The sequence below is a fragment of the Paenibacillus sp. UNC217MF genome, assembly GCF_000686865.1.
Lineage (GTDB): Bacteria > Bacillota > Bacilli > Paenibacillales > Paenibacillaceae > Paenibacillus_B > Paenibacillus_B suaedae.
In genome coordinates this window covers 142,295-156,657 of sequence record NZ_KK366028.1, presented here as the reverse complement: position 1 = coordinate 156,657, position 14,363 = coordinate 142,295, and the positions used below count along the sequence as shown (strand labels likewise).

General features: G+C 48.4%; 16 protein-coding genes. 10 read left to right on the top strand and 6 right to left on the bottom strand.

Translation table 11 applies throughout. From position 1 onward, the window contains the following. The first annotated feature begins 41 nt into the window (after positions 1-41). The 5 genes from BP95_RS0122350 (at position 42) to BP95_RS0122330 (ending at position 5,297) form a co-directional block, all read left to right on the top strand. Positions 42-782, top strand: a complete 741-nt coding sequence (locus tag BP95_RS0122350) for an SDR family NAD(P)-dependent oxidoreductase (protein WP_021257433.1) — start codon at positions 42-44, stop codon at positions 780-782. Between the two features lie 182 nt (positions 783-964). Next, positions 965-1,924: a helix-turn-helix domain-containing protein gene (locus BP95_RS0122345; protein ID WP_036667494.1), complete on the top strand. Its 960-nt coding sequence runs from the start codon at positions 965-967 to the stop codon at positions 1,922-1,924. 200 nt (positions 1,925-2,124) lie between these two features. Beyond that, positions 2,125-3,423, top strand: a complete 1,299-nt coding sequence (locus BP95_RS0122340; protein ID WP_028533282.1) for an ABC transporter substrate-binding protein — start codon at positions 2,125-2,127, stop codon at positions 3,421-3,423. A 91-nt stretch (positions 3,424-3,514) separates the two neighbouring features. Beyond that, a complete protein-coding gene (locus BP95_RS0122335) occupies positions 3,515-4,468 on the top strand; it encodes a carbohydrate ABC transporter permease (RefSeq protein ID WP_021257436.1) in 954 nt (317 codons plus the stop codon). Between the two features lies 1 nt (position 4,469). Beyond that, complete coding sequence (locus tag BP95_RS0122330; RefSeq protein WP_021257437.1) at positions 4,470-5,297, top strand: carbohydrate ABC transporter permease; 828 nt, start codon at positions 4,470-4,472, stop codon at positions 5,295-5,297. A 233-nt stretch (positions 5,298-5,530) separates the two neighbouring features. Here BP95_RS0122330 and BP95_RS0122320 read toward each other — a convergent pair whose 3' ends face one another. After that, positions 5,531-6,091: an NADAR family protein gene (locus BP95_RS0122320; RefSeq protein WP_028533281.1), complete on the bottom strand. Its 561-nt coding sequence runs from the start codon at positions 6,089-6,091 to the stop codon at positions 5,531-5,533. A 234-nt stretch (positions 6,092-6,325) separates the two neighbouring features. Here BP95_RS0122320 and BP95_RS0122315 point away from each other — a divergent pair, with 234 nt between their 5' ends. Beyond that, positions 6,326-7,018, top strand: a complete 693-nt coding sequence (locus tag BP95_RS0122315; RefSeq protein ID WP_028533280.1) for a Dph6-related ATP pyrophosphatase — start codon at positions 6,326-6,328, stop codon at positions 7,016-7,018. Between the two features lie 71 nt (positions 7,019-7,089). On the opposite strand, the gene BP95_RS0122310 is transcribed toward BP95_RS0122315, so the two are convergent. Together BP95_RS0122310 and BP95_RS0122305 are read right to left on the bottom strand one after the other, a co-directional pair. Then, positions 7,090-7,419 carry a carboxymuconolactone decarboxylase family protein gene (locus tag BP95_RS0122310; RefSeq protein ID WP_021257440.1) on the bottom strand — a complete coding sequence of 110 codons (330 nt, stop codon included), beginning with the start codon at positions 7,417-7,419 and terminating at the stop codon, positions 7,090-7,092. Next, entirely contained in the window at positions 7,400-7,828 is a 429-nt protein-coding gene (locus tag BP95_RS0122305) for a tautomerase family protein (RefSeq protein WP_028533279.1), read from the bottom strand. Before BP95_RS0122305 ends, BP95_RS0122310 begins: the two co-directional genes overlap by 20 nt. 115 nt (positions 7,829-7,943) lie before the next feature. On the opposite strand from BP95_RS0122305, the gene BP95_RS0122300 reads away from it, so the two are divergent. Then, a complete protein-coding gene (locus BP95_RS0122300) occupies positions 7,944-8,846 on the top strand; it encodes a LysR family transcriptional regulator (protein WP_021257442.1) in 903 nt (300 codons plus the stop codon). 71 nt (positions 8,847-8,917) lie between these two features. Here the strand turns inward: BP95_RS0122300 and BP95_RS0122295 are convergent, their stop codons facing one another. After that, complete coding sequence (locus tag BP95_RS0122295) at positions 8,918-9,406, bottom strand: cation:proton antiporter regulatory subunit (protein WP_021257443.1); 489 nt, start codon at positions 9,404-9,406, stop codon at positions 8,918-8,920. Positions 9,407-9,430: 24 nt separating this feature from the next. Continuing rightward, positions 9,431-10,651 (bottom strand): cation:proton antiporter, encoded by a 1,221-nt coding sequence (locus tag BP95_RS0122290; RefSeq protein ID WP_021257444.1) that lies wholly within the window; start codon positions 10,649-10,651, stop codon positions 9,431-9,433. A gap of 185 nt (positions 10,652-10,836) precedes the next feature. On the opposite strand from BP95_RS0122290, the gene BP95_RS0122285 reads away from it, so the two are divergent. From BP95_RS0122285 to BP95_RS0122275, 3 genes are read left to right on the top strand one after another with little or no spacing between them, the layout of a single operon-like run. Then, positions 10,837-11,970 (top strand): DUF418 domain-containing protein, encoded by a 1,134-nt coding sequence (locus BP95_RS0122285; protein WP_021257445.1) that lies wholly within the window; start codon positions 10,837-10,839, stop codon positions 11,968-11,970. Positions 11,971-11,985: 15 nt separating this feature from the next. After that, positions 11,986-13,101, top strand: a complete 1,116-nt coding sequence (locus tag BP95_RS0122280) for a sensor histidine kinase (protein WP_021257446.1) — start codon at positions 11,986-11,988, stop codon at positions 13,099-13,101. Further along, entirely contained in the window at positions 13,098-13,703 is a 606-nt protein-coding gene (locus BP95_RS0122275) for a response regulator transcription factor (RefSeq protein WP_021257447.1), read from the top strand. Before BP95_RS0122280 ends, BP95_RS0122275 begins: the two co-directional genes overlap by 4 nt. A 7-nt stretch (positions 13,704-13,710) precedes the next feature. Here the strand turns inward: BP95_RS0122275 and BP95_RS0122270 are convergent, their stop codons facing one another. Continuing rightward, positions 13,711-14,295, bottom strand: a complete 585-nt coding sequence (locus tag BP95_RS0122270; RefSeq protein ID WP_021257448.1) for a GNAT family N-acetyltransferase — start codon at positions 14,293-14,295, stop codon at positions 13,711-13,713. Positions 14,296-14,363 lie beyond the last annotated feature (68 nt).

Sequence of the window (14,363 nt, the reverse complement as noted above, 5' to 3'; positions counted from 1 at the left end):
CGATACAATGGACATAGGATGAACAGGAGAGGAGAATACGTATGAATTTGAAGCATAAAGTGGCAGTCGTAACGGGTGGAGGCACCGGAATTGGCAGGGCGGTCGCTCTTACTCTATCAAAGCGTGGAGCAGCGGTTGCCATTAACTACTCGCGTTCCGAGGCCGATGCAGAAGAAACCGTACAACTCATTCGTGCAAGTGGCGGGCGCGCCATAGCGGTTCAAGCTGATATTTCGCAAGATGATGAAGTTAGAGCAATGGTTGATAAGATTGTGCAGGCCTTCGGGACGATTGATGTACTGGTAAACAACGCAGGCATTACGAAGCATATTCCGATGGAGAATCTCGACGCTGCAACGGAGGACATATGGGATGAGATGTTCGGTGTGAATGTGAAGGGGATGTTCTACTGTGCGCGGGCCGCCGCACCTTATATGAAGGAGAAGCAGTGTGGTGCGATCGTCAACGTCGGCAGTATAGCTGGACAGACGGGACTCGGCTCTTCCCTTCCCTATGCGGTATCCAAGGCGGCAGTTCATGGCTTGACCAAATCCTTAGCACGAGCGCTTGCACCCAGCATTCGGGTCAATTGCGTCGTTCCGGGGGCGGTAGCAACAAGATGGTGGCTTGGTCAGGAAGAACGGATGCAGCGTCTGGCTCCGAATCTGTTGCTGCAGCGCATCTCCACACCAGAAGATATAGCTCAGTTCATCTGCTCCGCCTTGGAGCAAGAAGCGATGACGGGGCAAATCATCACGGTAGACAGCGGACAAACCCTGTAATCTGTGAAACGCAGTCAAGGTTACGAGGGGCACGCGAATATACTTGCAATAAGATAAATATCCTCCTGCACTTCTTCTGCGGGAGGATATTTGCATCTTACAGCTAACTGACTAGCATGCTTGATGGAATGGCATTCTCTTCAGACGATCCCCATTTACAAGATGCAAAGGAGTGAACGGCATTGGATATTCAGTGGAAAGCAGCCGACATTGGGAAATGGACTCATTCAGGCATTATCTACTTCACATCCAAAATGGAAATGCTCGAAGACTTGCCCTGCAAAATGTACAGGCTGTACAGGCAGCATAGTCTGACCTATCACTGCCACGACTATTTTCAAATTTGGTATGTGGCAAAAGGGGCTTTCCGGCATACCGTCAGCAATCGGCAATTCGAGATTGAACAGGGTGATATTTTTGTCATCCCCCCATATACCTTGCACAGTATTGATATTCCCCCTGATCAGAACATCGAGATCTACGGCTGTGAGTTTATGCCTTCTTTTATTAACGAGCGCTTCGAGGAGAAACCGATGGAACCCCTCTTTTTCGATGTTGCCTATCTGGAATACTTCCTCAGCGGCGATGATAGCATACAATCAAAAATTACACTCGAACACATTACGGAAATGCGCGTCCGTCATGTGCTTAAAGAAATGCTTGCCGAATATGAGCGGCGATCCCCTTTCTTCCAAATCGTACTGAAATCCAACCTGCTTCTCCTCCTCTCGATGCTCATCCGGGAAATTAACAAGGATCTTGTGCAGGAGGGATACGAGAAAACCGAGAAATATCGCTCGATTATGACAGGGGTCATCGATTATATCCATGCAGCCTATCATGAGGACCTTCATTTGGACACGCTCTGCTCGCTAGCGAAATTGTCCCGCTCCACCTTCTGCAGCATATTCAAAGCATGGACAGGCAAGACATTCAATCGTTACCTAGCGGATCTTCGCATGTTTCATGCCCTTACGATGTTGAAGCAGCCCGAACTGTCCGTTACCGATGTCTGCTATGCGATCGGATTCAACGAACTTTCTTATTTCTGCCGCATCTTCAAGAAATACACCGGCATTTCCCCTACCTCCTACCGCAAGCAAGCGATCCAGCAGGAGCCAGGCACGCCACGCATACGATAATCCCACTTTTGCACACGAAAATGAAATCAAAATAAAGCGCATACATGCTACCATGGGAATACTCCAAGCCCAGAAGGGAGGGAAATTGACGACGATATTTGAACACTTCCAGGTGCTTCAGGCAGCATTCCCTACGCGCACACTCTGTGTAATAGGAAGAGCGGAAGTATACATTTTTGAATGATGGAGGGGGAAAAGTCATGAAAAGAAAGCCGTTGATGTGGTGTCTTGCATTCATTCTCGCGTTCTCCATGCTTGCAGGTTGTTCTGGGGGGGACACCTCCAGCGAAGAAGGAGCGTCTGGCAATTCATCCTCCAAGGACAAGGTAGAACTAAGCTTCTGGTATGGATGGACTGGGCCGGAGGCAGCAGCGCTGGAGAAGCTGATTGCCAAGTGGAACTCTGCCAATCCGGATATTCAGGTGAAGGGGTTGTCCCAGAGTGATTATCAGAAGCAGTTGACCGCCATCACGGGAGGCAATCCTCCCGATATCGCGTCCCAATTCGGGCAAAATGTAGTGCCCTGGGGACTTCGCGGGGCCATGATGCCGCTTGATGATTACATCACTAAAGACGGCGTTGATATGAAAGACTTCGTGCCCGCTGCGATCAGCACTTCCCAGCACGACGGTAACACATATGCCATACCGATTGCCATGCACGTAACGATGCTGTTTTATAACAAAGATATTTTGAAGGAGGCTGGCTTCAACGGGCCGCCGGAGACGATCAGTCAACTTAAGGAGTACATCAAGGCACTTAGCATTGTGGAGAATGGAGGCCGCCTGCAACGGCTCGGATTATGGCCGGGAATGGATACGTACACCTTCGCGAATGCGTACAATGGCTCGTTCTACGATGTGGCTGCGAAGCAGGTAACACCCGACAATGCTGGGGTCAAAGCTGCGCTCGAACTATCCAAGGGCATCTGGGATCAGTACGGCTCAGCTAATCTAGATCGTTTCTCTTCCGGTCTCGGGCAATATATGTCCGCTCAGAATCCGTTCTTCTCCGGCAAGTATGCCATGACGATTGACGGCGAGTGGCTGCCAACCTTTATTAAGCAGTTCGCTCCTACTCTCAACTACGGCATCGCCCCTATTCCTTACGACGAGAATCACCCAGAGCTGAAGAACCCAGGCAATGTAACGACAAGCGTATTCTACATCCCGAAGGGTGTAAAGCATCCGGATGCTTCTTGGAAGTTCCTGAAGTGGATGACAGAGCCGCAGCAGATGGCCGAATTCACGGCAGCGATTGGGAATTTGCCGACGAAGCTGTCTGCATTGAAGAATCCCGCCTATAATGATGTGCCAGGGTTCAAGGAGTTCTTGGATTACTCCACGAGCCAGAACTTGCGCTCTTTCCCAGCCACTTCCTTCGCCAACGAGTATATTGCGGAGTTCGCCGTACAGGTTGATGCCATTCTGAGGGGTACCGTAAGCATGGAAGAAGGCTTGAAGAAGGTGAAAGACAAGATTCAGCCGCTTGTGAAATAAAAGTTGTGTAGATTATGGCCTTCGCATCCGGCTACTTGCAGCAAAGCCAGAGCCGATTTACGTATTTGTTGACGAAAGGAGGGCACTCAAGATGAACGTCTCCTCATCCATTGCCCCACCTAAGCAGAAGAGAGGCTGGTCGAAGAAGGAGCGGCATACTTTCCTCCTCGGTCTAGCGTTCGCTGCCCCATGGATTATCGGGTTTCTAGCCTTTACGGTATATCCGTTCTTCAGTTCCTTATATTTCAGCCTGACAGAGTATGATCTGTTCAGCTCGCCCAAGTGGGTTGGATTGAATAACTATAAGCAAATATTTGAGGACGAGAGCTTCTATCGTTCACTTCGCAACACCTTGTTCATGACCTTCATTGCTGTGCCTATTACGCTTATTGTCTCCCTGTTGATTGCCCTGCTGTTGAATACGAAGGTGAAGGGAATCAACTATTATCGGACGATTTTCTATTTGCCTTCCGTCATTCCGATCGTCGCCAGCGCCCTCTTATGGACGTGGATGCTGAACCCGGATTTTGGCTTAATCAATACCCTACTACGCTCCTTAGGACTCCCCGATCCCGCTTGGCTGCTGGATCCCCAGTATACGAAGCCCTCATTAATTCTCATGAGCTTATGGGGAACCGGTGCAGGAGCTCTCATCTTCCTCGCTGCCTTGCAGGGCGTGCCGATGCAATATTACGAAGCGGCTCAAGTTGATGGGGCGAACTGGTGGCATCGATTTTGGAACATCACCATTCCCGGACTGTCACCTATTATCCTCTTCCAGCTCATTATGGGCTTGATCGGATCATTTCAGATTTTCACGGAATCGTACATCCTGGCTGGCGGGAAAGTAGACGGGGGCAAATCACTCGGCGGGCCGGATCAATCCCTGCTGTTCTATGCAGTTAATCTGTATCAAGAAGCATTCGTGTACTTGAAAATGGGCTATGCCTCTGCTCTTGCCTGGATTTTATTCATCCTTGTCCTGTTCATTACATTCGTGCTCATGAAGACCTCGGCACGCTGGGTCTATTACGGAGGTGACTGACGTGGCCGCGAAGCTTCGAAAATCGATTTTGCCGCATGCTGTGCTTATTCTATTCTCGTTTCTGTTTCTATTTCCGTTTCTATGGCTGGTCATGACCTCCCTAAAGACACCGGATGAGATCTTCCAGCTTCCGCCTAACCTACTGCCGGACACTTTCCAATGGTCCAACTATGCAGCCGCCCTAGAAACCATCCCCTTCGCCCGGTATATGACCAACACGCTCATCATCTGTACCGTCAATATTATCGGACAATTATTCGCAGCGCCGCTTGTTGCGTATTCCATATCAAGAATACCGTGGAAAGGGCGCGGCATCATCTTCTCGATCGTTGTTGCCACGATGATTTTACCCGCACAGGTTCAGTTGATCCCGCAATATATCATCTTCACAAAGCTTGGGTGGGTGAATACGATTTTGCCGTTAACGATCGGAGCTTTCTTCGGGGCGCCCTTCTTTATCTTCCTGTTGCGGCAATTTCTAATGGGTATACCGACAGAACTGTCTGAGGCGGCTAAGATAGATGGGGCTTCTGAGATTCGAATTTATATCCGAATTATTCTGCCAATCCTGAAGCCCGCCCTCGTTACCGTAGCATTGTTCTCTTTCGTATGGGCGTACGTGGATTTTATGGGGCCGCTAATTTATTTGAACGATTCAGCCAAATGGACAATCACGCTTGGCCTGCAAGGCTTCCAGCAGGATCATGGGGCACAGTGGGAGAAGCTCATGGCCGCCTCCACCATTATGACACTGCCGATGATCGTCCTCTACTTCTTTGGGCAGAAATATTTCATGCAGTCTGGCTCAGCATTAACCGGGTTTAAATAAGTGAGGAGGGAATTCGAATGAATCGCGCCGCAACGATGCATAAGCCGCATACGAACTACATGGCAGGGATATATGCGCTCGCCTTACCGGTACTACGATAAAAATGGAGCTCCGCATGTATGTATCGTGGGCAATCTATCGTTATGGTTGACAAGGAGAATCACTAACGGTTAAGTAAATAGGCTGCCCCCTGCCTTCTAACATTAGGGGCAGCCTATTTGGCTGTGGCGGCGTCACTCCGTTCCATTCGCCAATAACTGATCTCGCACTTCGGTTAGAGCGAATCCCAACAAATTATCGCCACGCCATTTCATCGGATTCTCCACATCTGGATGATCCTTAGCCATTCCAATACCCCAGATGCGGTCAACTGGGCTTGCCTCCACTAAAATCCGCTGCTTGCTCGCCTTGAGAAACGCACACAGTTCCTCATTTTGCGAAAATTTCGCGAAGTTGCCTCGCTTCACGATATCATAGCATTCGCGGCTCCACACCTCGTTGTCAAAACGTTTCACAGCACGTCCGAACGCCTTCATTTGCTTCGGGTGCTTCGCGTTCATAATGGCTTCCAACATCTCATCATCACCGAACAGCCTTGCCTTTTCTGCCATCATATACTGTTCCGTGCAGCTATATTTATGGCCATCTACTGTAAAGCTAGCTGTCCACCATTGGCTGAAGCAGCTCTGATTGATGCTTCCGTCAGCAGGAGGCGTATGCCCCCAGAAGAATAAGTACTTGAGCTTCTTCCCCGCTTGGTGCGCTTTCTGTAACGCTTCAAGATTATATATCATCTCTATCACCTCAACTTGGTTCATCCTACCATTTTACTATAATTGCAACCACAAGGCGTTCTCCATCGAAGGTTCTCATGCCTAAAATCAGAAACGCCTACTATTGCATTGCGCATATTTCTTTACATGTAATAGTGTTAAAATAAAGTATCCAAATATAAAACACATGTCGTGCGACATTCTTTTAACAACCGAGCCATATCTACCATGCATATAACAAAGGAGCGTACAACCATGACAGACGCAACAACTTGGAAAAACGGTGCTCACGGACATAAATTTATTGCTTCCTTCAGCGGAGGAAAAGATAGTACATTGGCACTTTATAAGGCCATGCAGGGCGGAGAAGCAGTCGGCTTAATTGTCATGCTTGAAGAAGAGGGCAAGCGTTCCCGCTCCCACGGCATGCCGCCTGAGCTTATCCGTGCACAAGCCGAGGCCATCGGGCTGCCTATATTTGCAGGTGCAGCAAGCTGGACAGACTATGAGTCCGTATTTATGGGGCTGTTGGCGCATGCGAAGGAGCAAGGCGCCGAAGTATTAGTAACGGGAGACTTGGATGTACCCGAACACGGCTGCTGGCATGATCGAGTGACGAAGAATGCAGGGCTAGGCTTAGGAATGCCGCTCTGGGAAATGGATCATCTGGGGGCAGTTCAGGAATTCATCAATCTTGGATTTGTTACGATGCTGGTGACAGTCAATCTGTCGAAGGGCATGAAGGAAGAAGATTTAGGACGTGTGCTGACTCCCGAGTTCGTGGAGGAGCTCCTCGCACGCGGAATTGATCCATGTGGTGAAGGCGGAGAGTTCCATACGACCGTGATCGACGGCCCTCTATTTAAGCACCCGATTCCGGTTCGCAAATGCGAAATCGTAAGAGACGGAGATTATGCATTTTTGCCTTTGGAGTTACAGAATTCGTAAGTCAGCACTATTGAACGCTAAAAAGCACAGTACTTAGCTATCCCTAGGTACTGTGCTTTCTCTATCCATGATTACGCCATTTTCCCGAAGATCGCCTCTACCACCTGCAGCGCCGAAGCTGCACGCGGCCAGCCTGCATAATACGCAAGGTGTGTTATCACTTCCACGATTTCTTCCTGCTGCAGTCCATTCTCTACCGAGAGTCGTAAATGATAAGGGAGCTGTTCCATCAATCCGCCCGCAACTAGCGCAGAAATCGTAATCAGACTCCGATCCCGCAGCGATAATTGCTCCCGTTGCCACAGGTCTCCGAACAACACATTCTCCGAATAATCAACAAATGCCGGAGCTAATTCTCTTAACGACTCGCTTACATGCGGTTTAATTGCTCGATGTGCCATGCCATTCACCCCTCTTTGTCTGACGATCCAGCATTTGAGCAATGCCATTGCCGAACGACCAATCATCGAATTCATTATCAACAAGCACAACAAATACATCTTCTTTTCTTATACTCACCGTGTTCGACAACTCCTCAGCCAGCATCGCATAAAAGCTTGTTTTCTGCTGTTCCGTCCTCCCCGATTTAAGTGTGATATGGATATAGAGCAAGCCATCGCTCCGTTCAACATTCAAGTAATTCTTGCTGTAGAAAAATTCCCCCGCCCTATGGGCATGAAAGACTTGAAAATAATCATCTTCCGGCACATTGAAATGCCTTATTAAAGCGCACATGATTGACTTACTGATTTGTTCAAGTTGGTGGGTGTCATATTGCTCCTCCATGTAACTAACTCGAATGAATGGCATTTCCGATCGACTCCTTCTCTGAGATGCCTCCATTGTACGCCCGCTAATTTCATTTGTATAATTGAATAAAATCATGATCTTATTCGATTATTTCGATAGAGGTGACAACAAGCAAATGGATCTCAAAGAACTAACCGCATTCAAAACCATACTTGAAGAAGGGACTTTCTCCCGAGCAGCCGAGAAGCTGAATTACGCACAATCTACCATTACGAGTCAAATTCAACGCTTGGAAAAAGAGCTGGGCATACCCTTGTTCAACAGAGGCTGGGATGCGGAATTGACCCGTGCCGGCCACATGCTGGCAGCGGAGATTGACAGTCTCATTCAGCATTGGAACTATATCTCTGAACAGGCGAAGGCATTGCAGCAGGACGAAATTGGGTCTGTACGGATTGGAGGAATTGAATCCATGATGGAGACGGTATTACCGAACGCATTGCGGAAGTTCCGAGCGCATAAGCCGAACATGCAATGTCACGTTGTGGCGGGAAACACCGATTTCCTTTCCCAATCCATCCTGCAAAAGGAGCTGGACTTTGCCATCTGCGGCGAGCCTTCCGACGCGTCTCCCTTCTATTTTCAGCCGCTGTATCAAGAGAGGATCACGTTCATTGCAGATCAGGCGCATCCTTTGTGTAGACAGGAGAATATCCCATTGGAAGAGCTTCTCCATTACCCGATCATAGCTGGCGGGCCAAACTGCTTATATTCGCTGCGTTTATCAAAGCATTTCGCCAGATTCGAATTATCGCCTAACTTGAGCACCGTAAGTCAAATATCCTCGATTCCACACTTTGTGAAGAATACTTCTGCCGTGGGCGTCGTATTGGATACCACACCACTGATGAAGGAAGTCGCAGCAATTGACGTCAACATCGCCGATCCCTTGATTCAAATCGGCTTCTTGCAGAGGCGAGGCGGCCAGGAATATATGCAGTCGTCCTCTGCTAATCTGCTCATGCAAATCATTAGAGGAGAAATGGAGGGAGGCAGCAAACACGGCAAACACAGCTAGTCTTATCTCAGCAAAACAAAAAAGAGCACCTGCTATTATCCAAGCAGATGCTCTCCGACTACAATTATCCGTTATCCTTGTGCGAGCAGCTCTTTGAGCTGCTTGATTTGTTTGCGCTCTCCTGCAATGACGAGTGTCATATTGGGCGTAAGCTGTACCTCAGGATCGGGATTGATATACTGCTTTCCTTTTTCAATAGCAGCCAGGATTGTTGCTCCCGTGCGCTGGCGAATTTGCAGCTCGGCAATGGATTTATTGATGCATGGAAAGGACGGCCCTACCTTGCACCATTCAATGACGAGTTCATCAAGTTCCACTTGGATAGTATCCAATGCCTTCGGCTTATAGCTCATGCCGCCGATAATAGACGCAAGCTGTCTTGCTTCTTCATCCTCCAGTGTCACTTGGGAAATGCTCTGCTCTGGATCGTCATCTTCGAAATGGTATACTTCTCTTCTGCCATCATCATGGATAACGACGACGACTTTATCCCCCGACGCAGCTTCCATCTGATACTTTTTCCCGATACCCGGTAGTTCCGTTTCCCTTATCGTTGCCATATGGCCTGACATCTCCCTTCAATCCTATTTATTTGGTACGTTTGCTTTTTCTTTGGTATTGCTCCATTTGAATATGCGGTTCAGACCGCTATACACATATTTCGACTCTTTCGCCAGCAGTGGGCCAACTATAGCCAGCACGAGTACATACAGCGCGGAGAAAGGTTTAAGTAAAGGCATCAAACCGGCTGATATACCTAAGTTCGCCACTATAATGGTGAATTCCCCCCGCGCCATAATAGTAAGTCCAATATTCGTCGAAGCCTTATAGGATAATCCTGCCTTACGTCCTGCCATCCAGCCTGCAACCATATTGGACACCACCGTGAGCAGCACAGCCCCTAGAGCCATCCATGCAGCATCACCCAGCGTCAGCGGATCTATGCTTAGACCGAAACTGAAGAAGAATATCGCACCGAAGAAATCCCGGAAAGGAACAACCAGATGCTCTATTCGCTTGCTGTGCTCTGTTTCTGACAAAGCAAGTCCAAATAAGAGCGCACCGATAGCCTCAGCTACATGCAGGGTTTCCGAGAACCCGGCAATAAAGAATAGCAGGGAAAACACGACTATAATAAAGATTTCGTTCGATGTGATATTTAACAGCTTGTTCAATACTGGCGGCCCCACTCTTGCGATGATGAAGAATACGAGCATATACCCCATGGAAATCCCTACGGAGAGCAGAACTCCGCCAATAGATGTGGCCCCCCCAAGCAGAAGGCCGGACATAACGGATAAGAACACGGCCAGAAAGAGATCATCGAACAAAATCATGCCCAATATCAGCTCTGTTTCGGAGTTGCCTGTACGTCTAAGATCGACCAAAACCTTGGCTACGATGGCAGTGGAGGATACAGACATCAGCCCTGCAATGATTAACGTTTCATACAGCGGAAAATTAACTAAAAATCCGTAAGCCATTGCCAGCACAAAGTTCAGTACGACATATACGGTACCACCAAATACTATATTGCGCCCAGACTTAATTAACTTCGAAACCGAGAACTCTAGACCAATGTAGAAGAGCAGGAATAGTACTCCCATCCGCCCGAGAAAAGCTATTATGTACTGACTCTCTATAAAGGTTAAGTCGAACAAGCCGATCACTGGAGCATGCGGTCCGACCAACATTCCGAGAACGATGAGGAAAGGAATGATCGAAAACTTTAGTTTCCCAGCGATTAGCGAGGCGGCGGTAACTAACAGCAAGGCGGTTCCAACCTGAAAAATCATATGATCCATATGGCGGCTATCTCCTTCTTTCAAAATCCTGTAGCCTTATCCTGCGCAACAATATTCCTTGCTATCCAAATTCGAACAATATGACACCTGTCATCCTAATTCCTTTACAGCTGTGAATATTCCACCGCCCCTCTTCCCCACTACAATAAAGCTGCATGATGAATATGAGGGAAGGATGAGTACATGTGGAACAACGTCAGGAGAGAATCCGTCTGCTCGATATTTTGCGGGGATTTGCAATTCTAGGCACATTGGGGACAAATATTTGGATATTTGCACATCTAGGAGATTTATCTTATCTCACCACGTACGCGTATACGGGCTGGTGGAAGCTCGATGATCTGCTCCGCATGATCGTATTATTTTTCGTAAATGGCAAGATGCTCGGCTTATTAACGATCATGTTCGGAGTAGGCATGGAAATGAAGTATCAGCAGGCGAAGCGTGTGGGCAAGGCCTGGCCGGGCGTCTATATGTGGGTGCTTCTTGTTTTGCTATTGGAGGGCTTGCTTCATTTTATTCTCGTAATGGAGTATGACATCTTAATGAGCTACGGCATAACAGGCATGATTGCCGCCTTAATTATTCGTGGTGGCGATCGCGCCATATCTATCACGATGAGAGTGATTGGCAGCGTACATGTCATCGCAATTTTGAGTATCCTTATGCTTGGGTTAATGGGCGCCAATATGTCACTAGGGAACTTTGATCAGGTGGTCACTCTCTACAAGGACGGTTCATGGCTGGAGCAAGTCCAATATCGACTATCTCATTTCGTACAGCTTCGTTTTGAGCCCATTTTTGTCATTCCGTTGAATGTGTTTCTGTTTTTACTCGGCGTTCGCCTTATGCGCTCCGGAGTGTTCGCTCCAGATGAGAATGGGCAGCGACAACGCAGCAAGCTTTTGAAGCTGGGCATCTACGTCGGGGTGCCGTTGAACCTGCTTATCTTCATACCCGGCGGCATTTTCGACATGCCCGTCCGCTATTTATTTGCTCCCTTTCTGTCGATTGGGTATATAGCACTCATTGGTAAAATGGTACAATATAACAAACTAGATCGACTGTGGCGCCTGCTTGAAAACACAGGGAAGATGTCGTTAAGCTGCTATGTTATGCAAAATGTGATTGCTTCCGTGCTCTGTTATAGCTGGGGCTTAGCATTAGGCGGCAAGTTGAATTCGTTAACCATTATCGCAATCTGGGTTGAGATCTCCGTGTTCCAGCTATGGTTCGCTTCAAGATGGCTGCGGATCTTCAAGCTTGGCCCTATGGAGTCTGTCCGCAAGCGTGCGGTAGGCATTTTTCAGTCTAGGTGAATCTGGAGGCTATCGATGAAGATCTACCCAAGAGATCAGATGAAACAGTTTCTGCTCATAGATGTAATTGCGATCGTATATTTGTGCTATTTTGTCCTGAGCACGCGTTCCGATCTTGGTCTCTTGGGATCCCTTATGATCCTAAGCTTATTTTTGATTTCCTTCTATATTGCATTATGGCATCGGAATATCTATCTGCTGGCAGCTGTTGTATCTGGTCTCGGCACGATTGCGGTACTCAGTATCTTTATTGACCCCAATCTTCTCATGTTCGGATTTATATTCGCCGATCTGCTCGGCAGATCGAAGACCAAATGGCAAATCGGCGTCGGAACTGCAGCCATAGCCCTTATGTACGCGGTAGTCGCAAGATGGGGAGTAAGTGATTTCTATGCCAGGTATATGATGCATCTCCCCATTATCATTATCCAGATACTCCTGCCTTCTATCCTATACATAAGAGCGCGAGCGGCCAGCCTGCAAGGCCAGCTGGACTCTGCCAATGAACAGCTTGAACAATATGCCCTGCAGGAGGAAAGACACCGCATCGCACGCGATCTCCATGATACGCTGGGACAAACATTGACGATGATCAAACTGAAAAGCGAGCTGGCTGCTAGATGGGTAGATAAAGACCCTAAGCAGGCCAAAGAAGAGCTGAACGACATCCTCAACACCTCGCGAATTGCCCTTAAGCAAGTACGGGAACTCGTTTCCGAGATGAAGTTCATTTCACTGACAAGTGAGCTGACACATTCGCGCAAGCTGCTGCATACGGCTGGCATTGAGCTTGAAATTATAGAGCATGGACCTCCCCCACTGCTATCCAGTGTCGAGGAAACGATGATTGCTCTCTCTGTGCGGGAAGCAATTACAAATACGATTAAGCATAGTCAGGCGCAGCACTGCATAATACAGCTTCAAGTGATAGATAACAGGTACATCATATACATAACTGATGATGGTGTCGGGCTAAGCCACAAAGAAGGCGGAAATGGCATTCCGTCAATGAAGGAACGAATGCACGCGCTGAACGGCACTCTTACAGTGAAATGCTCGCCTGCCGGAGGGACTGCGGTTGCAATGATGCTCCCCCTCCATCATCTCGGAAAGGAGAATGCAGCTACATGATTCGCGTTGTGATTGCTGAAGACCAGCAGATGCTGCGAGGTGCCTTTGCCTCATTGCTGAAGTTCGAAGATGATATTGAAGTATTGGCGGAAGTGGCGGATGGGAAGCAGGCATGGGAAGCCATACAGCAGCATAAGCCTGACGTATGCGTGGTAGATATTGAAATGCCGCACATGAACGGCTTAGAGTTGGCAATGCAAATTAGAGATGCCGGCCTTCCCTGCAAAATTGTGATCGTTACCACCTTTGCCCGACCTGGTTATTTGCAAAAGGCAATGAATGCCCAAGTGAATGCCTATCTGCTTAAGGATGAACCGATCGACTATCTCATTGAATCCATTCGTAGGGTCATGGCTGGAGAAAGGGTGATCAGCACCGATCTGGCTGCAGTGCTCTTTATGAACAATGAGAATCCATTAAGCGAGAGAGAAGCTGAGATGCTGCGGCTAACGAAGGAAGGCTTGACGACAAGCGAAATCAGCAAATCCCTCTTCCTGACGATTGGCACGGTGCGGAATTATCTATCTTCTGCCATTCAAAAGCTGGATGCTGAATCGAGACAGCAGGCCGCATCCATTGCCGAGGAGAAGGGATGGCTTTGAACCATCCCTACAAAAACTCTCCGACAGGGAGATCAAGATTGATCGTCGTGTTGCGAAGTACCTTCTTATGGGCAATAGCCTTTGCCGAAAACAGGCGCATCAGCACAGCGACCTGCAGCGAGTCGCTCGTCAACGCCCCTTCATCACGACTGCCAATAAGGCATACATCGGGCACAGCCGGCCAGGAGCCGGCTTGATAGTAGAAACCAGCCAGATCTGGATGGCATGTAAATAAGCCAAGATCCACGCCGCTCTGCTCCATCCATCGGGTAGCGGCAGCGACTGTTTTTACCCCATAGCCTAAACCACGATAATCAGGGTCAGTCGCTACACAGCTAAGTCCTGATAGCCTGAACCTCTCTCCCTCATGCTCGATCGTTTTGGTGACAATTCCCGTATAGCTGACTAATTTTCCATCTGCATAGGCATAGAAGGAACGCGCATTCAGCGCTTCATCGTGGGCAGCCGGTATCGTATCCTCTGGCAATCCACCCTCCTCTGGCCATACGCGATGCAGCAAGACAGCAATCTTCCGCCGTACGGTGTCGGGCATTTGATTGTAATAAACCGATTGTATGATATCATCCGCCAATAGTAGCTCATCCTTAACGTGAAAGGTCTGGAGGCGACAAATCCCCACTCCTACTCTATTATCCACAA

Bases quoted from the DNA above. Each gene is read 5' to 3' on its own strand.
- BP95_RS0122350 (WP_021257433.1), top strand. From the start codon at position 42: ATGAATTTGAAGCATAAAGTGGCAGTCGTAACGGGTGGAGGCACCGGA.
- BP95_RS0122340 (WP_028533282.1), top strand. From the start codon at position 2,125: ATGAAAAGAAAGCCGTTGATGTGGTGTCTTGCATTCATTCTCGCGTTC.
- BP95_RS0122335 (WP_021257436.1), top strand. From the start codon at position 3,515: ATGAACGTCTCCTCATCCATTGCCCCACCTAAGCAGAAGAGAGGCTGG.
- BP95_RS0122320 (WP_028533281.1), bottom strand. From the start codon at position 6,091: ATGATATATAATCTTGAAGCGTTACAGAAAGCGCACCAAGCGGGGAAG.
- BP95_RS0122315 (WP_028533280.1), top strand. From the start codon at position 6,326: ATGACAGACGCAACAACTTGGAAAAACGGTGCTCACGGACATAAATTT.
- BP95_RS0122310 (WP_021257440.1), bottom strand. From the start codon at position 7,419: ATGGCACATCGAGCAATTAAACCGCATGTAAGCGAGTCGTTAAGAGAA.
- BP95_RS0122305 (WP_028533279.1), bottom strand. From the start codon at position 7,828: ATGCCATTCATTCGAGTTAGTTACATGGAGGAGCAATATGACACCCAC.
- BP95_RS0122300 (WP_021257442.1), top strand. From the start codon at position 7,944: ATGGATCTCAAAGAACTAACCGCATTCAAAACCATACTTGAAGAAGGG.
- BP95_RS0122295 (WP_021257443.1), bottom strand. From the start codon at position 9,406: ATGGCAACGATAAGGGAAACGGAACTACCGGGTATCGGGAAAAAGTAT.
- BP95_RS0122290 (WP_021257444.1), bottom strand. From the start codon at position 10,651: ATGGATCATATGATTTTTCAGGTTGGAACCGCCTTGCTGTTAGTTACC.
- BP95_RS0122280 (WP_021257446.1), top strand. From the start codon at position 11,986: ATGAAGATCTACCCAAGAGATCAGATGAAACAGTTTCTGCTCATAGAT.
- BP95_RS0122275 (WP_021257447.1), top strand. From the start codon at position 13,098: ATGATTCGCGTTGTGATTGCTGAAGACCAGCAGATGCTGCGAGGTGCC.